Below are 23,103 nucleotides of genomic sequence, written 5' to 3'. Positions count from 1 at the left end.
TAGCTTAGACACAGATCTTCGACGGGAATCGTCAGCACCCCAAAAGAGATCTACCATTTAAGCAACCTCCGCTTTCGCTCCGAAAGGTTCTTACGTGACTGAGTTCAACCCCTTTGCCTTTGAAGGACTCACCTACGACGACGTCTTGTTGTTGCCTGGCCCGACGGATGTGATCCCCTCCGACGCGGACACCACCACCCGCTTCACCAAGCGCATCAATATCCAGACCCCGATCAGCTCGGCGGCGATGGACACCGTAACCGAGGCTTCCATGGCAATCGCGTTGGCTCGCCAGGGCGGCATCGGCGTGATCCACCGCAACCTGTCCATCGAGAACCAGGCCAAGCAGGTGGACCAGGTCAAGCGCAGCGAGTCGGGCATGATCACCGACCCGGTCACCGTGCACCCCGGGGCCACCCTGGCCGAATGGGATGACCTGTGCGCCCAGTACCGCGTCTCCGGCCTTCCGGTCATCGATGAGAACCGCAAGCTGCTGGGCATCATCACCAACCGCGACACCCGTTTTGTGCCGCGCGAGAACTACATGACCACCAAGGTCTACGAAGTGATGACCGGCATGCCGCTGGTGACCGCCAAGGAAGGCGTCGCCCGGGACACCGTGATCGAGCTGCTTTCCAAGAACCGCATCGAGAAGCTTCCGCTGGTCGACGACTCCGGCGTGCTCACCGGGCTGATCACCGTCAAGGACTTCGACAAGGCCGAGCAGTACCCGCTGGCCACCAAGGACGACGATGGCCGGCTGCGCGTCGCGGCTGCCGTGGGCTTCTTCGGCGAAGGCTATGACCGCGCGATGACGCTGATCGACGCCGGCGTGGACGCGCTGGTGGTCGACACCGCCAACGGCCACTCCCAAGGCGTGCTGGATATGATCGCCCGGCTCAAGCGCGACCCGGCCGCCGCGCACGTTGACATCATCGGCGGCCAGGCAGCCACCCGCGAGGGCGCTCAGGCGCTCATCGACGCGGGCGCCGACGCCATCAAGGTCGGGGTTGGCCCGGGCTCCATCTGCACCACCCGCATCGTCGCCGGCGTGGGCGTGCCACAGGTCACCGCCATCTACGAGGCAGCCAAGGCAGCCATCCCGGCCGGCGTGCCGCTGATCGCCGACGGCGGCCTGCAGCACTCCGGTGACATCGGCAAGGCCCTGGTTGCCGGCGCCGACTCGGTGATGCTCGGCTCGCTGCTTGCAGGCACCGCTGAATCCCCGGGCGACCTGGTCTTCATGGGCGGCAAGCAGTTCAAGGCCTACCGCGGCATGGGTTCGATGGGCGCGATGGAAACCCGCGGCAAGAACACCTCCTACTCCAAGGACCGCTACTTCCAGGCCGACGCACCCTCGAACGAGAAGCTGATCCCCGAGGGCATCGAGGGCCAGGTTCCATACCGCGGCCCGCTCTCCGCAGTGGTCCACCAGCTCGCCGGCGGCTTGCGCCAGACGATGTTCTACGTCGGGGGGCGCACCATCCCCGAGCTGAAGGCCCGCGGCAAGTTCGTGCGCATCACCGCAGCTGGTCTGAAGGAGTCGCACCCGCACGACATCATGATGACCGTCGAAGCGCCGAACTACCGTTCACGCTAAACGCTTCACCGGCAAACGCCCCGTTTCTGCCAGGAACGGGGCGTTTTCCATACCCGCCAAAAAATTGCTGCGCACTTATCCACATTTGGTCCCACCCCACTGGCACAGCCCATAACTGAGCGCATACTCGATGGCATGAACACCACCGCCACCGAGGTACCCCTCACCGAGCTGCATGCGACGCTGACTAAGGTCACCGCAGCCGCCGGTGAGCCCATCGACCTCACCGGCGAAGAATTGCGCACGCTTGCCACCGGTGGCACCGCCATCTTGACCTACCTTGCGCGAATACCTCTGCTCCACCACCGATCCACGCCTCGCTCTGGAACTAGCCACTGCGGGCCAGGCATTAGAGGATGAAGCAGCGCGGATCAAAGTCACCGGTGCCGACCGGCTGGCTGCCACCAACGCGCACACCCTGGATGAAGCTGAACTCGACGCCTTGCGCAGCACGCCACCGGACACCACTTTCGAAGCGCACCGTTGCTCAGGGAAAGCGAGCTTCCAAACCCCTGCTGCGTTGCTGGCTTCGTGGACGCATATTCCGTTCGGTGAGGCTAATAAGCTCGTCCAGGATGCCAGCGATTTGATCGGCCGTCGCGATATGGCCGGCAACCAAGTCCCACCGCGCTTTGCGCACCTCGCTGCCCTGTTCACCACTCCAGACCCCGCTCAGTCCCCAACTTTGCATCCGGCCACGATCCGGGAGACCAGCCAGAAACTCGCGAGACGCGAGCCCAAGGACCTGACCTTTGACGGGGCGGCCACCGAACCGACTCTGTTCCATGCCGATGGGCGGGCGGTCGAAGAACACGCAGCCAACCTGCTCTCCGCAGGGCAAAACGTCGCTGAAACGAATAAGCATGTCAACGACCTGATCGTCAGCGCGAGCACATCTAATGGCACCTCGACCGCCTCCTCACTGCAGCGTGGGTTCTTTGCGTTGCCGGTGAAAAACTCGTTGAGCCGCGAATACTTGCTCCGGGTATCCACCGTGGAAGGTGAAGTATTTGATTCGTTGATTGCCAAGTCCAATAATTCACGCACACGGGCCGGCGCGCAGGCTCGGCTCAACCGGCCACCGGTAGACACTACGGCCCCCGAGCAGGCTGCCAGCCCGGATTCTGCATCCAATGAACCCGAGCTTGCAGCCGAACCAGAAACCGAAGCGCAAGCACCTGAACAGACTGCAACACCCGAGCCGGGGTTCCCGGACTTCCTACCCGATGGAGTGGGCAACGAAGCGAAATGGGAACCAGAAACCCCAGAAGCCGTGGCCACCGTCCCCGAACGCGCACTGAACGCCCTGCTGGACATCCTCACGATGATCCCCAACGGCACCGGGGAGGGCAGCCAGCGGATCAGACCCGAGATTCTGGTGTATTTGAAGCTCGAGGACTTGCAAGATCTCGCCGCAGGCGATGCCCGCACCGCGCACGGGGTGCATTTGCCACCCGGGGATTTGAGACGGCTCTTATGCCAAGCGGACATCATTCCGGCGGTGTTCAATTCGAAGAGCGAACTGCTCGATTACGGCCGAGCTCAACGGCTGGTCCCGGAGAAACTTAAACGCGCCGTGCTGGCGCGTGATCGGGGGTGTATTGTGCCTGGATGCACCGAGCCGCCGGAGAAGATTGAGTTCCATCATATTGATCCGTGGTGGTTGGGCGGGGAAACGAAGTTGATCAATCTGGGTGGCCTCTGCCGTGGTGCGCATATGGATGCTGATTCGGGGCGGATCAAGGTCGTGATGGTCGACGGGTTGCCGCACGTGATCATGCCCAAGCATATCGATCCGCTGCAGTTGCCGCGGCGAAATACGTACTGGAATTGAGTTCCGCCCGGGGCATCACTGTGTCCGCCATGCCGCCTGCGGATCAAGAACGACCAACCCAGTGTTCCAAGCACCGCGCCCAAGGAATTCGCGAGAATATCGATACTTGACGCAAACAGCTGGGGGAGTAAATAGGGCTTGGCTCGCACTGAACTGCACAAAGTCGTAGCGAACAAAGCTTGGCACACCCAGCACATGCAACCAGTCCAGCAAGGTATCCAAGGTGCCCCGTACAGAGCTGTCCACCGGGTTTGGCCATAACGCACTGCAGGTCGGTCCGAATAGTTTCAGCGCAGGCAACGGCTAGAGGTCACGGGCAAAGAGCCGAAATGAGATAGCCAGCGCGATCTTTGGAGAGCGAATCTCGAAAAATGACCAGCTACGCCCGGCTGCATGTGTCAGGACCGTCATAGTTTAGCCAGTGCGCTGCGCCCGGGGAGAAGAAACCGCGTGCTTGCCCCACGTAGAATGAAGGCACGACGCCACGCAACGGTGCGCGTCACCGGCAGCAAAGGACATGATCTTGGCACAACCCGCGAATCTGAAGAAGCTCGCCCGCGAACGTATGGAACGAACCGGGGAGAGCTACACGACCGCGCGCAAGAACATCCTGATCGACAAGCCCGAAGGTCCCAAGGCTGTGCGAGCTGCTGCCGCTCGAAATTACGCCAAGGAAGCACGGGACGCTCGCGAAGCAGCCAAGACACCTGGCAAGAAGCCTAAGCCTAAGCCGGCGCCAGCACCAGCGCCGAGCCCGGCCGATGATCTTCCCGAATACCCGGCCCCGACCGAGGTCGTGCAGTACGACGCGGGCCTCTGGCATCGAGTCCTCACCCAGGCCGGAGTGACCAATCCTGCCACCGGCGAACCGATGAGCGAGGCCCTGCTGGCAGGGCTTGCCGGAGGCATCGGCTTCATGGTCTTCACCTTCGAGTACGAAGAGGTGACCACCGCAACGATCGTGACCCGAGCGCACCCGGAACCGTACACGCAGAACCTGCTCACCCGCTGCGGGGCGAAGGTCAACGAACGCACCACCGGTTCGGCCGAGCGCGCGGCAGAATACCTGGATGCCGCGCTGGACGCCGGACGTGCGGTAGTCGTGCGCGTGGCCGTCGGAGCTCTGCCATGGATCGAATCCAGCGAGGTTGACGAGGCCGAAACCATCGACCTGGTCGTCGTCGGCGAACACGAGGATGACCTGCTGGTCGATGACGGATCAGGTTCGCTGATGCCGATCAGCCCGAGCGATCTGGCCGCAGCCCGTGCCAAGCGCAAGAAGGAAAAGCACTGGCAAGCGTGGATTCCTTCGCGTATTTCACCGTCGCTGGAAACCCTCACCGCCAACGTGCTCGAGGCGATCACCGAAACCAACGGCCGCCTGCTGGGCACCACCGAGCTGAAGGGGATTCCGGTGCATTTCGCCAACCGCTTCGGCATCGCCGGCATGCACGCCTGGGCCGAACGCCTGCGCGACACCAGCACCAAAAAGGGCTGGACGCAGATCTTCGCAGATCCGCAGCGCTTGAGCGCGGGGCTGGCCCAGCTGCACGGTTTCATGACCGACACCCGCTTCGGCGGATTCGGCGGCCTGCGCGGGCTCTACGCGGACTTCCTCGACGAATGCGCGGAACTTCCCGGTTTGGAACCGCTGGCTGAACACGCCGCGGATTACTTGCAGCTCAGCGCCGACTGGATCGACCTCAGTGAAATGGTGGATCCGGACGTGGATCCGGAAAAGCGCAGTGAGCTCTTTGCGCGCATGGCCGATCAGATGGAACGCATCGCGAACTCCGAAGAACGCGCCGCCACCGCCCTTGCCAGCACCCTGGCCACGCTTAAACCGGCGGTCTAAGGCAGAATCCGCCGGACCCGGCGCGCGGATCGCGGTGAGCTTGCTCACCGGTATTTCGCGGAATCACGCCCCGTACCTGTATTGGTGCGGGGCGTGCCGCGTGAGACAAAGCGGGAATCTGCGCGGAACTTGGTAACCTTGTCTGGTGAGTAACGAGATTGAGATCGGCCGTGGCAAGCGGGCCACGAAGGCATATTCCCTGGACGACGTAGCGATCGTACCGAATCGCCGCACCCGTGATCCCAAGGACGTTTCGGTGTCCTGGCAGATCGACGCCTTCCAGTTCAAGACCCCCATCCTGGGCGCACCGATGGACTCGGTGACCTCCCCGGCCACCGCCATCGCGTTGGGCAAGCTCGGCGGCCTGGGCGTGCTGAACCTCGAAGGGCTGTGGACACGCTACGAAAACCCCGAATCGGTGCTCGCCGAAATCGCGGGACTGAAGTCCGAGGCAGCGGTCCGCAACGATTCGAAAATCACCGCAAAGCTGCAGGAGCTCTACGCGGCACCGATCCAGCCCGAGCTAATCAGCTCCCGGATCTCGGAGATCCGCGACGCCGGCGTGGTCGTGGCAGGCTCGCTGACCCCGCAGCGCACCCAAGAGCACTACAAGACCGTGCTCGATGCAGGCGTTGACATCTTCGTCATCCGCGGCACCACGGTCTCCGCCGAGCATGTCTCGCAGACCACCGAACCGCTGAACCTCAAGCAGTTCATCTACGAGCTCGACGTCCCGGTCATCGTTGGCGGCGCGGCCGGCTACACCCCTGCGATGCACCTTATGCGCACCGGCGCGGCCGGCGTACTTGTCGGCTTCGGCGGCGGCGCCTCCTCGACCACCCGCCGCACTCTGGGCATCCACGCGCCGATGGCCACCGCCATCGCCGATGTGGCAGCGGCCCGCCGCGACTACATCGAAGAGACCGGTGGACGCTACGTCCACGTCATCGCCGACGGTGGCCTGGGCAACTCCGGGGATATCGTCAAGGCTGTCGCCATGGGCGCCGACGCGGTAATGCTCGGCACCGCCCTGGCCCGGGCCGAGGAAGCTCCCGGCGCAGGATTCCACTGGGGCATGGAGGCCGTGCACGAGGCCAGCCCGCGTGGCGACCGCGCCCAGATCGGCACCGTCGGCACGTTGGAGAACGTGCTCTTCGGCCCGTCCCACGAGACCAACGGCACCTCCAACCTGGTCGGTGCGCTGCGCCGCTCGATGGCCACCACCGGTTACTCGACGCTCAAGGAATTCCAGCGCGTCGACGTGGTTCTCTCGCCCTACGAGTCGGACCGCTTCTAAATAGCTGCACCGCAGTCCCGCCGCACCAGTCACTGGTGCGGCGGGACTGCTGCGTTTAACCCGGCGCTTAACGATCGGGGCACACAGATGGTTCCCAAAGTGCGCAAGCTATCGGCTTAGGCCAATCTCACCCTGCGCGCAGTGGAACTTCTACAAGCAATCGAAGTACGGTTAGAGTGTGCTGAAAACCGCTCTCAAACCTAAATGGATCGCCGCATTGCTCGGTGCGTTGCTTGTGGCCACCGGATTTGTGGCCCTGTCGGGCTGGCAATTTGGTGCTTCCTCCACCGAACCGGCCGTCAAGATCGACCAAACTGAGGTATCGGTCCCGCTGACCGAGCACTACACCCCGGGTGTGGAGATGCTGGGCACCAAATCGGATCAGATCGTCACTTTCTCCGGTGAATTCATCACCGGCACCGACGTGTTGATCAAGGATCGCGTCGACGATGACCGCCTCGGCGCCTGGGTTGTTTCGGCCTTCGCCGTCGACGGCGCACCCAATGAAGAAGCCATGGCCGTGGTCCGTGGTTGGCAGCCGGAAACCAGCACCCCCTCCGCGGCTCCCGAAGGCACAATCGAGATCACCGGCCGCTTGCTGCCGCCGGAAGGCCCGGAGCTGAACTACGATGTGCGCAACCCGGCACTGGCCACTCTCTCCACAGCGCAGCTGGCCAACACCTGGGACCAGGACCTGTACTCCGGGTTCGTCACCGCGCATGCATTAACCCTCGACGGCCAACCTGCCGCCCAGCCGGGCATCGATGCGATCTACGTCGGCCCGCAGCCCCAAGAGGCGCAGATCAACTGGCTCAACGTCTTCTACGGCATCGAATGGGTAGTCTTCGCCGGCTTCGCATTCTTCCTCTGGTACCGGCTGGTGCGCGATGATTACCAGCGCGGCATGGACGAGATCGCCGAGGCCGCCGCGCACTCAGCCGCCCGCGACAAGCACCTAGAGAACTAGCACCCACCTCCCACCTTCGGAAAGGACTTCCCGCAGATGTCCAGCACCACTCCCGCCGCCCGCCCCCGCAAATTCGGCGGCACCCCGGCCCAGATCCGCTCGGCCGCTACCTTCTACAAGGTGTTCGCCTACGCCACCGGCGTGATGCTGCTGCTGCTGGTGGCGGAAATGATCTTCAAGTATTTCTGGCAGCTGGAGCTGTTTGTCGGCGGCGAACTGCTGGACGGTACCGCCAACACCATTTCGATGCTCAACCGCGCCGAAATCAGCGGGGGAGTGAACATCTCGCTGGGCATCCTGATCGTGCACGGCTGGATGTACGTGGTCTACCTGTTCGCCGACTTCCGCCTCTGGTCGCTGATGCGCTGGCCATTTAGCCGCTTCATCACCATCGCCCTGGGCGGGGTCATCCCGTTCCTCTCCTTCTTCACCGAACGCACGGTGCACGCCGAAGTGGACGCCGAGCTGGCAGCCCACCCCAAGGCCGCCAAGCGGTACTAGAGACCGCATCATCCCCGCCACGCATCATCGTGGCGGGGATTTTTGCCTCCCGCCCCCGACGGATGCGCGCCGCACCGCGCCCCGGGTGACGCTGATGACACGTCATGCGCTATTTCGCGCCCGGCGAACCGCGTAGACTAGAGCTCGTGACTACTGCTCCCCTCACCCCAGAACATAAGCCGGTTCTGGTCGTCGACTACGGGGCCCAATACGCGCAGCTCATCGCTCGCCGCGTACGTGAGGCCCGTGTGTACTCGGAGATCGTTCCGCACACCCTGTCCACCGAAGCCATCCTGGCCAAGAACCCTGCAGCGATCATCCTCTCCGGTGGTCCCTCCAGCGTTTACGCCGAGGGTGCGCCAAGTGTTGGTGCAGACCTCTTCGAAGCCGGTATCCCGGTCCTCGGTATTTGCTATGGCTTCCAGGCCATGGCAAACGCTTTGGGCGGCACCGTCGCGGAGACCGGCCTGCGCGAATACGGTTCGACTCAATCAACTTTCAACGGCGATGCCCGTTCGCTGCTCGCCGGTGCCGAAAAGGCACCGAACGTGTGGATGAGCCACGGCGACTCCGTCTCCGAGGCACCTGCAGGCTTCGAGGTGCTCGCCACCACGGCAGGCGCCCCCGTCGCCGCCTTCGCCAACGAGGCCAAGCGCCTCTACGGCGTGCAGTGGCACCCGGAGGTCAAGCACTGCGAGTTCGGCCAGGACATCCTGGAGAACTTCCTCTACAACGGTGCAGGCCTGAAAGCCGACTGGACCGCCGGCAATATCGCCGAGGAGCAGATCGAGCTCATCCGCAACCAGGTCGGCGACGGCAAGGCCATCTGCGGCCTCTCCGGCGGCGTTGACTCGGCAGTGGCCGCAGCCCTCGTGCAGCGCGCCATCGGGGACAACCTCACCTGCGTTTTCGTCAACCACGGTCTGCTGCGCGAAGGCGAAGCGGAACAGGTGGAGAAGGACTTCGTCGCCGCCACCGGCGCGAAGCTCTACATCGCCGATGAACGCGAACGCTTCTTGACCGCGCTGGACGGGGTCACCGACCCGGAGACCAAGCGCAAGATCATCGGCCGCGAATTCATCCGCGCCTTCGAGGCCGCGGAGATCGCGATCCTGAAGCAGGAAGCCGGCAAGGGCGAACCGGTCAAGTTCCTCGTCCAGGGCACCCTGTACCCGGACGTCGTGGAATCCGGCGGCGGTGAGGGCGCGAGCAACATCAAGAGCCACCACAACGTCGGCGGCCTGCCCGAGGACCTGGACTTCGAGCTGGTCGAGCCACTACGCACCCTGTTCAAGGACGAGGTCCGCGCCGTAGGCCGCGAGCTCGGCCTGCCCGAGGAAATCGTGGGACGCCAGCCGTTCCCCGGCCCGGGCCTTGGCATCCGCATCATCGGTGCGGTCAACGAGGAGCGCCTGACGCTGCTGCGCAAGGCCGACGCCATCGCCCGCGCCGAGCTGACCGCAGCCGGCCTGGACGAAGAAGTATGGCAGATGCCTGTGGTGCTGCTTGCCGACGTGCGCTCGGTGGGTGTGCAGGGCGATCACCGTACCTACGGCCACCCGATCGTGCTGCGTCCGGTTTCTTCCGAGGATGCGATGACCGCAGACTGGTCGCGCCTGCCTTACGATCTGCTCGCGAAGATCTCGAACCGCATCACCAACGAGGTGGACGGGGTCAACCGCGTGGTGCTCGATGTCACCTCCAAGCCACCGGGAACCATTGAGTGGGAGTAATCCCACAGCACTAGCTGGCACGGGCTCGCCCGTGGCCGCCAAGCGGAACCACCTCACCTACAGCGCCCCTCCGGCGGAGCTTGGGTGAGGGACGGTTCCGCTTGTCGGGTTTAAAACGTGTTTCGCGCCCCGGTTCCAAGCCCTGAGTGCACTACGTTAGGAAGGAGGCGCGCTGTCATTGTGGCGCGCCGTGATGGTCGGTTCAGTGAAGGGAATAACTGTCGTGACTAGTGGCCAAAATGCTGCTGCCGAGCGCGTCGCCGCCTGGGTGAAATCCCTGGGCCAGAGTGCCGGCGCCGACACCACCTTGCGATTTGCACCGTCGATGTCGAACAGCATCGACATCACTCACGCAAATCCATCTGGTTTGGCCCAGTTTCTTGCAGGTCGGCGCACCCGCCTGTCCACCTTGCTGCACGACGCGGAGCAGTTTGCCGCCGCGCGTCGCACCGCGCGGGCGCTGAGCGCCAAAACCGCCGAATTGTGGGAAGAGCGCGGCATCGACGTGGGTTACCTGGCCGCAGGTGTCGCCAATTGGCGTGCCGTGCACGAGGGCAAAAGCGAACCGGTCTCCGCCCCGATCATGCTCGGCCGGATCACCCTGACCAAGCATATGGACCACGACGACTACGACGTGCAGCTGGTAGGCCGCGCCGAAATCTCCCCGGCCTTCGTGCGGCAATTCGAGTCCGACCACGATGCCCGGATCGATGTGGAAGCGGTGGACGCCGCTGCCTACTCCATCGCGCGCTTCGACCCGGTCCGCGGCATGGACGCACTGCGCCAGCAGCTCTCCGAGGTCCCCGGGGTGGTTGTCGGCCACCGCCTGCTGGTCTCCACCTTCTCCGACCTGATCGACCCCGCTGACCCGGCGAAGCTCACCGGCTCGCACCCGGTGATCGAGGCGCTGATCCGCGCCGAAGAAAACGCCAGCGCGTCAGCCGAAACGAAGCCGGCCGAAACGAAGCCAGCTGCGCCGGCCGAGGCGCCCTCCGAGGCCCCAGCCGAGGAGCAGGGCGAAGGCAAAGCCGAAGAGCCATCGGGCTCGCGTCTGCGCCGCGTTGCCAGCTTGATCAAAGACTCCTCCAAAACCCGCCGCTCCGGTGAACCGAGCGTCCCGGCACCCGGGGGCTCCACCCGCAAGGTGCACACCGGCACCAGCGTGCTGGCCAAAAACAGCGACGAACGCGATCCTGCGGACGAGCTCTACCTGCTGGACGCCGACGAATCCCAGGCGCGCATGCTGGACTACATCTCCTCGGGCGAATCGGTGAGCATCAACGCCGCCGCGGGCACCGGGGCCACGCAGACCGCGCTGAACGCCGCCGGCCTGCTCGCAGCCCAGGGCAAGCGCGTGCTGGTGGTCGCCGAGCAGCGTTCGGCCGCCGAAGAATTCGTGCGCCGCTTCAACGAACAGCTCGACGCCGGCAGCCTGCTGCTGGAGCCGAACGAAGATCCCGAAGCACTGCGCAATCTGCTGATCCGCGCGATCCTGCGCAATGAGCGGGCCACCGAACCGCAGCTGGGCAGCCTGCTGGCGAAGCTGCGCGAAAGCCGCAACGCATTGCACGAGCACGTCAAGTCGCTGCATTCGGTGCGCAGCCGCTGGGGCTGCTCGCCCTACCAGGCGATGCAGGAGCTGGCCCGGCTCACCTCGCTGGATCCGGCCCCCTCCACCACCGTGCGGCTCAAGCGCTCGGTGCTCGATTCCATGGGCCAGCGCGGACATGTCGCCGCGCAGCTCAAGCGCGCCGCGCAGCTCGGCGCCTTCTCCAAGGCGCACACCACCAGCCCCTGGTTCGGCGCGCCGCTGCGCAACCAGGAGCAGACCGAGCAGGCACTGACCCTGGCCGGAGGGCTGGGCCGCGACCTGCCGATCCTGCACGAGCACATGCAGAAGATCGCCGGGCAGTCGCAGATCCGCCTGGAAGACAGCTACGACAAGTGGGGGGACCAGCTGCAGCTGCTGGTCGCCGTGCGCGGTTCGCTGGACAAATTCGAGGCAGACATCTTCGAAGGCGAGATCGACGATCTGATCGCCGCAACCGCCTCCAGCCAGTGGCGCCGCGAACACGGGGTGGAGATGGGCTCCATCGTCCGCTCCCGGCTGCGCAAGATCGCCAAGGAGTATGTGCGCCCCGGCATGCATGTCTCCGATCTGCAGGCTGCCCTGCAGGCGGTATCCATCCAGCGCGACGCGTGGCGGATCTACGCCACCAGCCAGCGCAACCCCGCGGTTCCCGGCGGGCTGCTGGATGTGGAAGCCGGATACCACGACGCCGGCGCGCGCATCGACAAGCTTGCAGCGGTGCTGCCAGCTCACCTCGGTTCGCGCCTGCGTGAAATGCCGATCGCCACGCTGCTGGACACCATAGCTGCGCTGGTTGACCGCAAGGAAGACCTGGCCGAGCTGCCCGAACGCACGCTGATTGCCGAGCAGCTGGCCGAAGGCGGACTCGCGGATCTGCTGGCCGACTTCGCCGAACGGGAAATCGACGCGGACGCGGTGGACGCCGAGCTCGAACTCGCCTGGTGGCAGTCCGCGCTGGAGGCAATGATCTCCGGGGACGACTTCCTGGCGATGAACGACGGCGCCAAGCTGGAAAAGATCGAGGCGGACTACCGCCTGTCCGATGGCGCGCATATCGCCTCGGGCCCCTCCCGGATCCGCTGGGCGCTGTCCCGCAACTGGAAGGCAGCGCTGGCGGACCACCGCGCCGCTTCGCGCCAGCTGCGCGGCATCCTGAAGGACGGCACCCCCACCGTTGCGGGCCTGCTCGAATTCGGTCCGGCGCTGGTCAGCTCGCTGACCCCGGTCTTCGTTTCGGCTCCGCTGCTGCTGGGCAGCGCGCTGCCGGCGGACACCGAATTTGATGCGGTGATCCTGCTGGAGGCCAACTACCTGACGCTGCGCGAGGTGCTCGATGCGGTGCGCCGCTCCAAGCAGGTCATCGCGATCGGCGACGAAATGCTCGGCGGGCCGAAGACCTTCGAGGTGTCGGTGGACCCCACCGCCCGGCTGAAGGAACGCAAGCCCGGGCTCTCCGCGCTCACCGCGCTGAACAAGGTGCTGGTCACCGGCACCCTGTCCACCGTGTACCGCGGCATTGACGAGGGCCTGGTCGAACAGCTGTCGAACACCTACTACGATTCGGCCATTTCGCGCCTGCCGGTGGCCGTGACGATCACCGGAAGCAGCCCGCTGCTCACCGGGGTGTACGTGCCCGATGCCACCGGAACGCTGACCAGCAGCGAAGAGGGCGTGCAGACCACCGCCGCGGAAGTGGCCAAGGTCGTGGACCTGGTCTTCGGGCACTTCGCCGCGCACTCCACCGAGTCGCTCGCGGTGATCGCCTCGAACCGCGCCCATGCGGCCGCCATCGCCGAGGCCATCCGCGTGCAGCTGCCCAACCACAAGTACGCGATGAACGCGCTGCGCTCCAAGATCGAACCCTTCGTGGTGACCACCATGGACCGGCTGATCGGGGTGCGCCGCGACGCTGTCATCTTCGCCTGGGGCTACGGACGGACGCCGCATGGCAAGACGCTGCATGAATTCGGCGCGCTTTCCCGCCCGGGCGGGGAGCAGCTGTTCGTCTCCGCGATGACCCGTTCGCGCAAGCGGATGACCCTGGTTTCCGGGCTGCTGCCCACCGATGTGGATCTGGACCGGGTCTACCGCGGGGCGCGGCAGTTCTTCGGGCTCTTCGGCCGCGTGCAGGCCGGAGATTCCGGGGTCAGCTCCATGCGCAGTCCGCGTTTTGATGCGCTCGTCTCCGATTTGGCTCGACGGCTGCGCGAACGCGGCGCGATCGTGGCCGAAGACTACCGCGGGGTGCTCGATCTCTCGGCTCACGCGCTGGACATGGATGGCGAGGGCGCCGTGCGTCCGCTCGCAGTGGTGTACGACGGAACCGAGCACTACGCCGGGCTGACCGTGCGCGAACGCAGCCGGCTGCGCCCTGAATTCTTCGAGAACCACGGCTGGCGCTACGTGCCATTGTGGACCATCGACGTGTTCACCGACCCAGCGTCGGTCACCGACCGGCTGGCCCGCAGCCTGGAATTGCGCCCCGCCGAATCCGAGCGGATGCACACCGGACCGCGCACCCGCGTGCCGATGGCCCCGCCGGTCTCTGCAAGCTCCGTCACCGCAGATCAACCGGCCGCCGCGAAACCGGCGGCTAAGCCAGCGGAAAAGCCAGCGGCCAAGCCTGCCACCGAGGAAGCCGTGCCCACTCCCGCACCGATCCCGGCGCGCACCGAGGGTGCAGAGTCGAAGCCCGAAGGCAAGTGAGCGAGCAACGAGGCACCAACCCGGCGGCAGGCGCGAAACCCGCCGGCCGGGTGAAGCGCCCGCGCGTGGTCGCACCTCCCCAGCAGCTGAGCGTCAAAGCCGAGCTGACCGGCAGCTATGCCCCGGTTCCTGCCGGGGAATCGGTGGATCGTGCCCTGGCTGCAAGCCGCGGCGGCGCGCCAGCGGCCAAAGAGCCGCGCAACCCGCTGGAGGAGCTGCGCGCGAAAGAGGATGACCCGCGGATGTGGGGAGAGGCGGCCGAGGATCTGGCCGAAGCGATGAAGCGGGAAAAGCCGCCGCACTGGGGCTAGTTCACCAGCACCGCCGACACCTTGCCCCGCGAGACCGCCCCGGCCAGCTCATCGGAGCCTTGATTCGAGGCGGCCACCACGATGATCCCTTCACCCGGGGTGCCCGCGGCGCTGAACATCCCCAGCTCGCCGCCCGCGGAACTGCTGGGCACCCAGAGCACCGGCACCGCGCGGGCGATGGTGCGCGAGCTGATTTGCTGCTCGAAGCCGTCCCCGGTGGTCAAGACGATATCCACCAGCTGCCCCGGGTGGATGAGCGTCACCGTCGCCGGATCGCTGAGCCGCAGGGGGACCGCCACGGTTCCGGCGGCCGAACCGGTGAGCAGATTCGGCCCCACCAGCAGATGCTCGCGCAGCACAGTGCCCGCGGGCACCGCCACCGCCAGGCGCTGGCCGAGCACCGCGGCCGGATCGGTGATCACCTGATGGTCATCGGGAGCTACCGGAACGCTGGCCACTTCGATCTGATTCGCGCTCACCGTGCGCCCGGCGGCGATATCCGCCAGCGAAATCACCACCTGCCGCTGGGCCAGCTGCCCGGCGGACAGCACATTGAGCGCCGCGGCCAGCGCCAGCAGCGCGAAGCCCAGTGCCAGCGGTCTGCGATAGCGCCGGAACAGGTCGCTGCGGTTGCGCGCCGCACGGATCCGGGGCCGCGGAATCACCGGGGTGCGGCGTCGAGATAAGTTGCTCATACCCCCAGCAAAGCCCCGCCCGCCACCCGTGCAGGCCCCGAAGCAGCGAACTGTGGGAAACCGGCTAGGGCTCGATGGTGTGCACCATCTCCGGGGTGATCACCAGATCCACCGGGCGGTCGTGCGCGTCGATCGGGAAATGCCCGGCGGGCACGAATTCGCCCGGGTACACCAGCGCGGCGATCCGGGTGGCCAGCTGCGCAACCTGCGGCAGGAACCGGTCGTAGTAGCCGCCGCCCTGGCCGAGCCTGATGCCGTGCTCATCGACCAGCAGCGCGGGGATGAACAGCGTGTGCACCGTCTCGAAGAGCCGCGCGTCGTGGCGTTCGCCAACCGGTTCGCGCACCGGGGCCAGCGCGCTGGGCACCAGCTGGACCTCGGGGGTCCATTGGGTCCAGGAAAGCGCGTACTGCGGTTCGCACACCGGCAGGTACACCTCGATGCCGCCCTGCACCAGCTTGTGCATGAGCACCGTGGTGTCCGGTTCATCGGGCATGGAGAGGTAGAGCCCGACCCTGGTGACGGTGTCGGTGGAGGAATCCAGGTAGTCGAGCACGCGGTCCGCGAGCAGCTCGGCCAGCAGCGCCGAGCTGCGCGGCTCGATCATCCGGCGGGCGGCCCGTACGCTGGCGCGCCGTGCCTTCTTGTTCTCGCCCGGCGTCGGGGAAGTGGCGGGGTTCATGGTTTCAACTCTACGTTGCGCCCCGGGCGTGGGTCGCAAAAGTGCAGGTGAGCTCCGCGGGGATACGATATGTCCATGGTGAGTTTTCTGCGCGGAAAAGCTGCGTTGCCCGAGTTGTCCTCCTCGCGATTGGTGCTGCGCGAGCTGGCGCTGCGCGATCAGAGCGAATGGCTTGAATTGCGTTCGGCGAACGCGATCTGGCTCAAACCCTGGGATCCGACCAATCCCTTGGGCGCCCCGGAGCCGATGAGCTTCCGGCAGATGCTCATCGGCAAGCGGGCGGCGGCCCATGAGGGCAGCGGCTACTCCTGGATTATGACCTTGCCGCTGCTGAACCGCTCCCATCCGCCGATCATCGGGCAGATTTCGGTCAGCGGGATCCAGTATGGGGCGGCGCGCACCGCCTCGATCGGCTATTGGGTGGATGGCGCGCATGCGGGTTTCGGCCTGGTCCCGGAGGCCTGCGCGCTGGTGATCGACCACTGCTTCCAATCCCTGGCGCTGCATCGGCTGGAGATCAACATCCGTCCGGAGAACGCCGCGAGCCTGCGCGTGGTGGAAAAGCTCGGTTTCCGCGACGAGGGGCTGCGCAAGGGCTTTCTGCATATCGACGGGCAGTGGCGCGATCATCGAACATTTGCACTAAACCGCGAGGAGCTTCACTCCAGCATGTTAGAACGCATTTGCTAATAAAGCGCTCCGCCCGCAGGCCGAAACCCCGCCGCGGGCCAAGAAGTGCCAATCACTTGCGAATTCTTGCGGACACACCGAGAAATCTGCCCGTCGATGTGTCCGGCGTTGCATAGTGTTGACGGAGGAAGCTAACTATTCGGCTTCCACCTGATTTGACCGTTCAAACGGTGTTGGAGGACCCCCTATGGCTGGCACGTCACAGAGCGTATCGCGAGCGCAGTCTGCCGCGACAGGACTCAAAATTCGTGTGCGCTACGGGCGGTTGGCGGTGGCGATGCTCGGCCTGCTGGCCGTGCTGGCCACGCTTCTGGGCCTGGTGCTGGCGCCATTCACCGCGCTGAGCTTCTCCACCGTGGGCATCTTCTTCATCATCGGCCTGAGCGCCGTGGCCACGCTGCGCGCCTTGGCGGTGCGTGATCGCAACCGCAAGCTGCTGGCGCATCTGCAGGCCACCCGCGAGCAAGCCATGCAGACTCCTGCCTTCGCCGACGAGGCCAACCAGGTCATCGCCCGCAAGCTGGCCGCGGATGAGGTTTTCGACGCACGCCCGGGTTCCGCCCGCCGCGCCCCGGCGATCACCGCCGAGGAATTGCGCGACGAAGCGGTCCGCGTGGCCCGTGGCGACGGCGGCGTGAAGCAGCCGGCCACCTGGGAGCCGACCAACGTGCCCAAGCCAACCTACGTGGAGGTGCGCGAGGCGACGCAGCGTGAAATCGTCGCCCGGGTGCGTCCGGAGCCGATCCCGATTTCCGAGCCGCTGCGCCCCACCAAGCAGATCAGCCTCAAGGCCTCCGAAGGCGCCAAGCGCCTGGCCGCCGAGGTTTCCGCCGAAGAGCGCGCCTCGATCGCCAGCGTCGTTGCCAAGACCGAAGCCCCGGCTCCGGCTCCGGTGGAAAAGCCAGTTGAAGCCCCGGCGCCAGCGGCTAAGCCGAAGCTGAATCTGGACGCGGTCATGCAGCGCCGCCGCGCCTAAGCACAAAGACAGCAAAGGCCCGCATCCAAGCTGGATGCGGGCCTTTGGCGTACCTGCGGGCCTAGCGGTCGCCGAAGGGCAGCGGCCCGCGGTTTCCAAGCTGGTGGTCGAAGACGAGCGTGGTTTCGGTGTGCCCGACCGATTCGTCGGTGGCCAGGTTGTCCAGCACCCAGTCGCGCAGTTCCTCGGTGGAGCCCACCGCGATATGCAGCAGGTAGTCGGTGCCGCCGGAGACGTGGAACATCGAGAGCACCTCGGGCAATTCGGGGATGCGCTGTCGGAAGGTGTCGATCTTCTCCCGGTCGTGGGCGCGCAGCTTGACCGAGATCAGCGCCTGCACGGTGCGTCCCACCGCGGCCAGCGAAACTTCCGCGTGGTAGCCGGTGAGGATCCCGCGGTCCACCAGCGAGCGGGTGCGCAGCAAGGCGGTGGACGGGGCGATGCCCGCGCGCTGCGCCAAGGTCGCATTGGAGATGCGGGCATTGCTGACCAGCTCGTCGATGATGATTCGATCAATCTCGTCGAGATCGGTTCCGAAGGGAGACTCTGCGTGCGATGACATAAGAATATTTCACCATACCCGTTGCCGTTCGTTGAAATGTTTGGCGGTTTTCTTCGCTGCCTCAGGCCGCGGATCCCGCACCGGGCCCCGCCGGCCGATATATTGGGGCATATGACACGACGTTCCGAAACCACCGGTGAACCCTACGACACCCGACTGGCGGCCTACGCCCTGGTGGAGCACGAGTCCAAGGTTTTGCTCACGCTGTGGGACATGCGTCATCGCGATGCCAAATTCACCCCGCGCTGGTCGTTGCCCGGCGGCGGGATCGACCTCGGCGAACAAGTCACCGACGGGGTGATCCGCGAGGTTTACGAAGAGACCGGCTACCACGTGGGGCAGCTCAGCCTGCTCGATGTCAGCACCGGAATCATCCCGGCCGCGAAGCGCTACTCCGGGGATGCGCACCCGATGCAGACCGTGGCCGTGACCTATCGGGCGCGGCTGGCCGGCGGGGAACTGCGCCACGAGCTCGGCGGATCCACCAGTGAAGCGGCCTGGTTCACCCGGGAGGAAATCCTGGGGCTGAACCGCATCGAGCGCGTGGACAGCATCCTGCGTTTGACCTCTTCCGGCGTGCGCTAGCGCGAATCCGGTGCCCGCTGGCCTAGAATCTAGGGGAGATGAACTTACCTAAAATCACCGCCGCCGGCGCGCTGGCCCTCGCCGCAACGCTGGCCTTGGCCTCCTGCACGAGCCAAACTCCGGCGCCCGCGGAAGAGTCCAAGGGCATCGAGCTTTCCCTGGCCGCCGGGACGAATCCCACCCAGCGTGCGCTGGGCAAAATTTATGCCGATCAGCTGCGTGCCGCCGGCTACCAGGTCACCGAGCTCCAGGGAAGCGAAGATCCCTACCAGCAGGTGCTCGACGGGGCGGCCGATGTGGCTATCGCGGAATCCACCGCCGCAGAGGTCGAGGCCGCGGACAACGCGGGAGCCAACGCGCGCAGCCTGGCCCCCAGCGGCGCCAATGGCTCCGCGGTGCTGGTGATGAGCGCCGCCGAGGCGAAGCACCACTCGGTGGATTCGGTGGACAGCCTCGCCGCGGCGTGCGCAGAGCTGAGCTTCATCGGAACGCAGGAGCCAAGCCAAGCCCTGCTGGTTTCCCTGGCCGATGCCGGATGCGCCAAGCCCGAGGTCAAGACCGTGGATGAACAGCAGCTAGTCGGGCAGCTGCGCGCCTCGCTGGATCGGGTGCTGGTGCTCGGCTCCGCCGAGGCGATCATCGGCGACGAAGGGTTCTACACCGTCCCGGGAAGCGGCGAGATCTTCGAAGACGAGCCGGTGGTGCCGCTGGCCGGGGAGAACCTGGATGAGCAGGCGCAGAAGATCGTCGACGAGGTGAGCGATCAGCTGGACCAAGAGGCGCTGATCGGCATCAACCGGATGGTCAGCGGCGCCGACGCGCTGGACCCGGAAACCGCCGCCACCCGGTACAAGCTGCTGAACAACTAAGCAGCGGCTGCCGTTCACGAGCGGACCAGAAGGCGCCTCGGGCGCCCCAATTATGAGAAAGTTGACCCATGGCAGAATTCAAGCAGTCCTCGAAGCTCCACAACGTCCTCTACGACATTCGCGGGCCACTTCTTGAGCACGCCCAGCGGATGGAGTCCGAGGGGCACCGCATCCTGAAGCTGAATATCGGCAACCCGGCGCCCTTCGGCTTCGAAGCGCCCGACGCGGTGCTGGTAGACATGATCCGCAACCTGCCCAATGCGCAGGGCTACTCCGATTCGCGCGGCATCCTCTCGGCGCGCACCGCCGTCTCGCAGTACTACCAGACCCGCGGCATCCAGACCATCGGGGTGGACGACGTCTACCTGGGCAACGGCGTCTCCGAGCTGATCACGCTCAGCCTGAACGCGCTGCTGAACAACGGCGACGAGGTGCTGATCCCGGCGCCGGACTACCCGCTGTGGACCGCCTCGGTCTCGCTGGCCGGCGGCACCCCGGTGCACTACCTCAACACCGAGGAGGAGGGCTGGCTGCCGGACCTGGCAGACATGGAAGCGAAGATCACCGATCGCACCAAGGGCATCGTGATCATCAACCCGAACAACCCCACCGGCGCGGTCTACCCGAAGCAGACCTTGGACGGGATCCTGGAGCTGGCGCGCAAGCACGGGCTGATCGTGTTCTCCGACGAGATCTACGAGAAGATCCTCTACGACGATGCGGTGCATATCAACACCGCGGCGCTGGCCGACGACGTGCTGGTGCTGACCTTCTCCGGGCTGTCCAAGGCCTACCGGGTCTGCGGCTTCCGCGCCGGCTGGATGGCCATCTCCGGTCCCAAGCATAAGGCGAAGGACTATATCGAGGGCATCAACCTGCTCACCAATATGCGCCTGTGCGCCAATGTGCCCGGGCAGCACGCGATCCAGACCGCTCTGGGCGGCTACCAGTCGATCGAGGACCTGATCCTGCCCGGCGGCCGGCTGCGCGAACAGCGCGACGCCGCCTACGACCTGCTCCAAGCCATCCCCGGGGTGAGTGTGCAGAAGGCCAAGGGCGCGCTGTACATGTTCCCGAAGCTGGACCCCGAGGTCTACCCAATGCACGACGATGAGAAGTTCGCGCTGGAATTGCTCAAGGCGCAGAAGATTCTGATCACCCAGGGCACCGCCTTCAACTGGCCGGCCCCGGACCACTTCCGGCTGGTTACCCTGCCGGCGGTGCGGGACTTGAAAGACGCGGTGGGCCGCATTTCGACGTTCCTTGAAGATTGGCGTGCCCGCGCTTAACCGACGTCGTTCACAACCCGTGTGCCGCAAACCTGTGGTGCACGGGTTTTTACGTTGGTTCCGCAAATTTTTCACCTCCGCGGACCGGTTGACCAGCTGTAAAACCACCATTCACCTGCGTAAAGACGGTAAAATTGAACCGCAGGCAGAGGGAGTGCAGAAATGTCCAAAATACTTGATCTTCAACTATGGTGGCCCGAGTTGTTCGAAGGTCTCGACAGTAGAATCCGCAATGCCATCGTCCAAGTATTGGCCTCTTCGTGGCATGAAGGCTGGGAAGCAAATCGCGAAGACGTCGAGAATTTTACGGACTTCATATGTGGTGAGTACGACCGCGAAGAGTACCTTCGGCGCGCGGTGGCCATAGTCAGCGATAGTTGACTTTCTACCCAGTGAACTGTCCGACGCCACGAGTTGGCCCAGTCCAGACAAAATGCTTCTCAATGGGCACAGCAGCCCAGTAGGCTAACAACCAACGACCGTGCCGTGAGTTGGGAACCTAATGAGCGATTACCCGCAGAACCTCGTTGACGCCTTGCGCGTGGTGGGTGAGGTGGACTTATCCACCCGCGCCACCAAACAGCCGGACTGGTGGCCGAAGGATGCACCGCAAGATAAAACGACTGCCGCGCAGCGGATGGCCCAGATGGCCGACGAGGCGGGCGAACTGCAGGAGAAGCTCTTCGCCGGCGCGCTGCACGAGGAACTGACCGATTCCCTGCTGCTGGTCTTGCAGGGGATGGATACCTCCGGCAAAGGCGGGATCGTACGCCATGTGATGGGCATGTTCGACCCGCAAGGAGTTCAGCACCACGCGTTCAAGACGCCCACCGCCGATGAGCTGGCCCACGACTTCTTGTGGCGGGTCGAGAAGCAACTGCCAGCGCACGGGGTCATCGGTGTATTTGACCGTTCGCACTATGAGGACGTGCTGATCCATAAGGTGCAGAAGCTCAGCAGCGCACAGGAGATAAACGGGCGCTACCCGCAGATTCTCGATTTTGAGCGCCGGCTGCAGGCACGCTCCATCCACCTGCACAAGGTGATGCTGCATATTAGCCGCGACGAACAGTACGAACGGCTGCGCGAACGGCTGGAGCGGGTCGATAAGCATTGGAAGTACGCGCCGAGCGATGTGGATGACAGGTTGCTGTTCGACGAGTATCAGCGTGCCTATGAGGTGGCGATCTCACGCACCGCGAGCGAAAGTGCGCCGTGGTACGTGATTCCGGCGGATCAGAAATGGCGGGCGCGATTGTGCGTGGCCGAACTGTTGCTGCACACGCTGCGCGGCATCGATCCGCAGTGGCCGAAGGCCGGCTTCGACGTCGCGGCCGAACGCAAGCGCTTGGACGCGACCAAGTAGGAGCTCAGGCGATGGTGTGCACCGCAAAGGCGGTGAGGAAGCCGGCGGTGGCGATCAAGCCGGTGAAGTCGTGCTCCACGGCCCAGGCCTCGGGAATCATCGTATCGGCCACCATGGTCAGGATGCCGCCGGCGGCCAGCGCGATCGCGAAAGCGGTCCACCCCGGATCGGTGAGCGAAAGCAACGCGAAACCAGCCCAGGAGGCCACCCCTGCGACTACCGTCACCGAGCCCCAAAGCAGGAAGATGCCGCCGGCCTTCTTGCCCGACTGCTTTTGCGCGGCGGTGCTGGCCAGCGCCTCGGGAATGTTGGAGATGAAGATGGCGACGAGCATGGCCGGATTCACCGCGCCGCCGGCGACCAGCCCGACGCCCAGCGCCACCGATTCGGGGATCCCGTCGATCAAGGCGCCGACGGCCAGCGAATTGCCCGAATCCGAACCCGGAGTGCGGGAACGCTTGGCCACGATCCGGTTCGCGAAAAAGTAGAGCAACGCGCCGCAGATCAGCCCGAGGGCAGTAATCAGCAGCCCGCCGGTCTCGAAGGACTCGGCGACCAGCTCGAAGGCCAGCGCGCAGATCAAGACGCCCGCGCCGAAGGCCATGATCCCGGCAACGGCAACCCGCGGAAGTTTCAGCCACCAGCCTGCCGCGGCGCCCAGTAGCAGCGAGGCCCCGGAAACCAGACCCCAGATCAGTGCCCACCATGCCATGCCCATAGTGCCCAGCGTAGCCAAGAAGCTGGCTGCTGGGCAGGGTGAGAGTACTAGTCGGCTGAGTTCTCCACTCGGCGACGGGCCTGGTCCAGGCGTTCGGAGACGCCGTTGAGCCAATTTTCGCAATGCGCGGCCAGCGCTTCGCCGCGTTCCCACAGGGCCAGCGAGGCTTCCAGCGGGACGCCGCCGGTTTCCAGCTGATTGACCACCGTCATCAGTTCCTCACGGGCCTGCTCGTAGGAGAGCTTTGCGATATCTTCGGGGATTTGCTCGGTCATG

The 23,103-nt window shown here is 65.1% G+C and carries 22 protein-coding genes; 17 read left to right on the top strand and 5 right to left on the bottom strand.

Annotated features, from left to right (window positions below; translation table 11 throughout):
- Positions 1 to 94: 94 nt before the first annotated feature.
- From guaB to LG294_RS12205, 10 genes are all read left to right on the top strand, one after another.
- Positions 95 to 1,600, top strand: a complete 1,506-nt coding sequence (guaB, locus tag LG294_RS12250; protein ID WP_404286107.1) for an IMP dehydrogenase — start codon at positions 95 to 97, stop codon at positions 1,598 to 1,600.
- 135 nt (positions 1,601 to 1,735) lie between these two features.
- Positions 1,736 to 1,960, top strand: a complete 225-nt coding sequence (locus LG294_RS12245) for a hypothetical protein (RefSeq protein WP_404286105.1) — start codon at positions 1,736 to 1,738, stop codon at positions 1,958 to 1,960.
- Positions 1,881 to 3,434 carry an HNH endonuclease signature motif containing protein gene (locus LG294_RS12240; RefSeq protein WP_404286103.1) on the top strand — a complete coding sequence of 518 codons (1,554 nt, stop codon included), beginning with the start codon at positions 1,881 to 1,883 and terminating at the stop codon, positions 3,432 to 3,434. The genes LG294_RS12245 and LG294_RS12240 overlap by 80 nt, the downstream gene beginning before the upstream one ends.
- A gap of 523 nt (positions 3,435 to 3,957) precedes the next feature.
- Positions 3,958 to 5,289 carry a DUF4872 domain-containing protein gene (locus LG294_RS12235; protein WP_404286101.1) on the top strand — a complete coding sequence of 444 codons (1,332 nt, stop codon included), beginning with the start codon at positions 3,958 to 3,960 and terminating at the stop codon, positions 5,287 to 5,289.
- A 145-nt stretch (positions 5,290 to 5,434) separates the two neighbouring features.
- The gene (locus tag LG294_RS12230; RefSeq protein WP_404286099.1) at positions 5,435 to 6,586 is read left to right on the top strand and encodes a GuaB3 family IMP dehydrogenase-related protein; all 1,152 of its coding nucleotides are present in this window, start codon (positions 5,435 to 5,437) and stop codon (positions 6,584 to 6,586) included.
- Between the two features lie 178 nt (positions 6,587 to 6,764).
- A complete protein-coding gene (locus LG294_RS12225) occupies positions 6,765 to 7,553 on the top strand; it encodes an SURF1 family protein (RefSeq protein ID WP_404286097.1) in 789 nt (262 codons plus the stop codon).
- A 36-nt stretch (positions 7,554 to 7,589) separates the two neighbouring features.
- On the top strand, positions 7,590 to 8,054 hold the full coding sequence (locus LG294_RS12220) for a DUF3817 domain-containing protein (RefSeq protein WP_404286096.1): 465 nt from the start codon (positions 7,590 to 7,592) through the stop codon (positions 8,052 to 8,054).
- 104 nt (positions 8,055 to 8,158) lie between these two features.
- The gene (gene guaA, locus LG294_RS12215; protein ID WP_404286094.1) at positions 8,159 to 9,787 is read left to right on the top strand and encodes a glutamine-hydrolyzing GMP synthase; all 1,629 of its coding nucleotides are present in this window, start codon (positions 8,159 to 8,161) and stop codon (positions 9,785 to 9,787) included.
- 223 nt (positions 9,788 to 10,010) lie between these two features.
- Positions 10,011 to 14,084, top strand: coding sequence for a DNA helicase (locus tag LG294_RS12210; RefSeq protein ID WP_404286092.1), 4,074 nt, complete (start codon positions 10,011 to 10,013; stop codon positions 14,082 to 14,084).
- Between the two features lie 65 nt (positions 14,085 to 14,149).
- Positions 14,150 to 14,395 (top strand): hypothetical protein, encoded by a 246-nt coding sequence (locus tag LG294_RS12205; RefSeq protein ID WP_404286090.1) that lies wholly within the window; start codon positions 14,150 to 14,152, stop codon positions 14,393 to 14,395.
- Here the strand turns inward: LG294_RS12205 and LG294_RS12200 are convergent.
- Together LG294_RS12200 and LG294_RS12195 are read right to left on the bottom strand one after the other, a co-directional pair.
- Complete coding sequence (locus tag LG294_RS12200; RefSeq protein ID WP_404286088.1) at positions 14,392 to 15,090, bottom strand: RcpC/CpaB family pilus assembly protein; 699 nt, start codon at positions 15,088 to 15,090, stop codon at positions 14,392 to 14,394. The genes LG294_RS12205 and LG294_RS12200 overlap by 4 nt on opposite strands.
- 64 nt (positions 15,091 to 15,154) lie before the next feature.
- Entirely contained in the window at positions 15,155 to 15,772 is a 618-nt protein-coding gene (locus LG294_RS12195; RefSeq protein ID WP_404286086.1) for a 5-formyltetrahydrofolate cyclo-ligase, read from the bottom strand.
- Between the two features lie 75 nt (positions 15,773 to 15,847).
- On the opposite strand from LG294_RS12195, the gene LG294_RS12190 reads away from it, so the two are divergent.
- Both LG294_RS12190 and LG294_RS12185 read left to right on the top strand, forming a co-directional pair.
- Entirely contained in the window at positions 15,848 to 16,462 is a 615-nt protein-coding gene (locus LG294_RS12190; RefSeq protein WP_404286084.1) for a GNAT family N-acetyltransferase, read from the top strand.
- A gap of 187 nt (positions 16,463 to 16,649) precedes the next feature.
- On the top strand, positions 16,650 to 17,438 hold the full coding sequence (locus tag LG294_RS12185) for a hypothetical protein (protein ID WP_404286082.1): 789 nt from the start codon (positions 16,650 to 16,652) through the stop codon (positions 17,436 to 17,438).
- A gap of 61 nt (positions 17,439 to 17,499) precedes the next feature.
- Here the strand turns inward: LG294_RS12185 and LG294_RS12180 are convergent, their stop codons facing one another.
- Positions 17,500 to 18,000, bottom strand: coding sequence for an Lrp/AsnC family transcriptional regulator (locus tag LG294_RS12180; RefSeq protein WP_404286080.1), 501 nt, complete (start codon positions 17,998 to 18,000; stop codon positions 17,500 to 17,502).
- Between the two features lie 111 nt (positions 18,001 to 18,111).
- Between LG294_RS12180 and LG294_RS12175 the strand changes: the two genes are divergently transcribed.
- The 5 genes from LG294_RS12175 to LG294_RS12155 all read left to right on the top strand — a co-directional run bounded on the left by LG294_RS12175 (position 18,112) and on the right by LG294_RS12155 (position 22,109).
- A complete protein-coding gene (locus tag LG294_RS12175) occupies positions 18,112 to 18,585 on the top strand; it encodes an NUDIX hydrolase (protein ID WP_404286078.1) in 474 nt (157 codons plus the stop codon).
- 38 nt (positions 18,586 to 18,623) lie between these two features.
- On the top strand, positions 18,624 to 19,454 hold the full coding sequence (locus LG294_RS12170) for a glycine betaine ABC transporter substrate-binding protein (RefSeq protein ID WP_404286076.1): 831 nt from the start codon (positions 18,624 to 18,626) through the stop codon (positions 19,452 to 19,454).
- Positions 19,455 to 19,522: 68 nt separating this feature from the next.
- A complete protein-coding gene (locus LG294_RS12165; RefSeq protein WP_404286074.1) occupies positions 19,523 to 20,743 on the top strand; it encodes a pyridoxal phosphate-dependent aminotransferase in 1,221 nt (406 codons plus the stop codon).
- 162 nt (positions 20,744 to 20,905) lie between these two features.
- Complete coding sequence (locus tag LG294_RS12160) at positions 20,906 to 21,124, top strand: hypothetical protein (RefSeq protein ID WP_404286072.1); 219 nt, start codon at positions 20,906 to 20,908, stop codon at positions 21,122 to 21,124.
- Positions 21,125 to 21,245: 121 nt separating this feature from the next.
- Positions 21,246 to 22,109 carry a PPK2 family polyphosphate kinase gene (locus LG294_RS12155; RefSeq protein ID WP_404286070.1) on the top strand — a complete coding sequence of 288 codons (864 nt, stop codon included), beginning with the start codon at positions 21,246 to 21,248 and terminating at the stop codon, positions 22,107 to 22,109.
- A 4-nt stretch (positions 22,110 to 22,113) separates the two neighbouring features.
- On the opposite strand, the gene LG294_RS12150 is transcribed toward LG294_RS12155, so the two are convergent.
- Together LG294_RS12150 and LG294_RS12145 are read right to left on the bottom strand one after the other, a co-directional pair.
- Complete coding sequence (locus LG294_RS12150) at positions 22,114 to 22,821, bottom strand: ZIP family metal transporter (RefSeq protein WP_404286068.1); 708 nt, start codon at positions 22,819 to 22,821, stop codon at positions 22,114 to 22,116.
- A gap of 53 nt (positions 22,822 to 22,874) precedes the next feature.
- Positions 22,875 to 23,102 (bottom strand): exodeoxyribonuclease VII small subunit, encoded by a 228-nt coding sequence (locus LG294_RS12145; RefSeq protein ID WP_404286066.1) that lies wholly within the window; start codon positions 23,100 to 23,102, stop codon positions 22,875 to 22,877.
- Position 23,103 lies beyond the last annotated feature (1 nt).

Origin of the sequence: Glutamicibacter arilaitensis, assembly GCF_044793945.1 — a bacterium.
Classification (GTDB): Bacteria; Actinomycetota; Actinomycetes; order Actinomycetales; family Micrococcaceae; genus Glutamicibacter; species Glutamicibacter arilaitensis_B.
The sequence above is the reverse complement of the archived record's forward strand: the minus strand, read 5'-3'. Positions and strand labels throughout refer to the sequence as shown.

Bases quoted from the DNA above. Each gene is read 5' to 3' on its own strand.
- LG294_RS12160 (WP_404286072.1), top strand. From the start codon at position 20,906: ATGTCCAAAATACTTGATCTTCAACTATGGTGGCCCGAGTTGTTCGAA.
- guaA (WP_404286094.1), top strand. From the start codon at position 8,159: ATGCGCTATTTCGCGCCCGGCGAACCGCGTAGACTAGAGCTCGTGACT.
- LG294_RS12150 (WP_404286068.1), bottom strand. From the start codon at position 22,821: ATGGCATGGTGGGCACTGATCTGGGGTCTGGTTTCCGGGGCCTCGCTG.
- LG294_RS12185 (WP_404286082.1), top strand. From the start codon at position 16,650: ATGGCTGGCACGTCACAGAGCGTATCGCGAGCGCAGTCTGCCGCGACA.
- LG294_RS12220 (WP_404286096.1), top strand. From the start codon at position 7,590: ATGTCCAGCACCACTCCCGCCGCCCGCCCCCGCAAATTCGGCGGCACC.
- LG294_RS12145 (WP_404286066.1), bottom strand. From the start codon at position 23,102: ATGACCGAGCAAATCCCCGAAGATATCGCAAAGCTCTCCTACGAGCAG.
- LG294_RS12245 (WP_404286105.1), top strand. From the start codon at position 1,736: ATGAACACCACCGCCACCGAGGTACCCCTCACCGAGCTGCATGCGACG.
- LG294_RS12180 (WP_404286080.1), bottom strand. From the start codon at position 18,000: ATGTCATCGCACGCAGAGTCTCCCTTCGGAACCGATCTCGACGAGATT.
- LG294_RS12170 (WP_404286076.1), top strand. From the start codon at position 18,624: ATGAACTTACCTAAAATCACCGCCGCCGGCGCGCTGGCCCTCGCCGCA.
- LG294_RS12175 (WP_404286078.1), top strand. From the start codon at position 18,112: ATGACACGACGTTCCGAAACCACCGGTGAACCCTACGACACCCGACTG.
- LG294_RS12155 (WP_404286070.1), top strand. From the start codon at position 21,246: ATGAGCGATTACCCGCAGAACCTCGTTGACGCCTTGCGCGTGGTGGGT.
- LG294_RS12200 (WP_404286088.1), bottom strand. From the start codon at position 15,090: ATGAGCAACTTATCTCGACGCCGCACCCCGGTGATTCCGCGGCCCCGG.
- LG294_RS12190 (WP_404286084.1), top strand. From the start codon at position 15,848: ATGGTGAGTTTTCTGCGCGGAAAAGCTGCGTTGCCCGAGTTGTCCTCC.
- LG294_RS12195 (WP_404286086.1), bottom strand. From the start codon at position 15,772: ATGAACCCCGCCACTTCCCCGACGCCGGGCGAGAACAAGAAGGCACGG.
- LG294_RS12165 (WP_404286074.1), top strand. From the start codon at position 19,523: ATGGCAGAATTCAAGCAGTCCTCGAAGCTCCACAACGTCCTCTACGAC.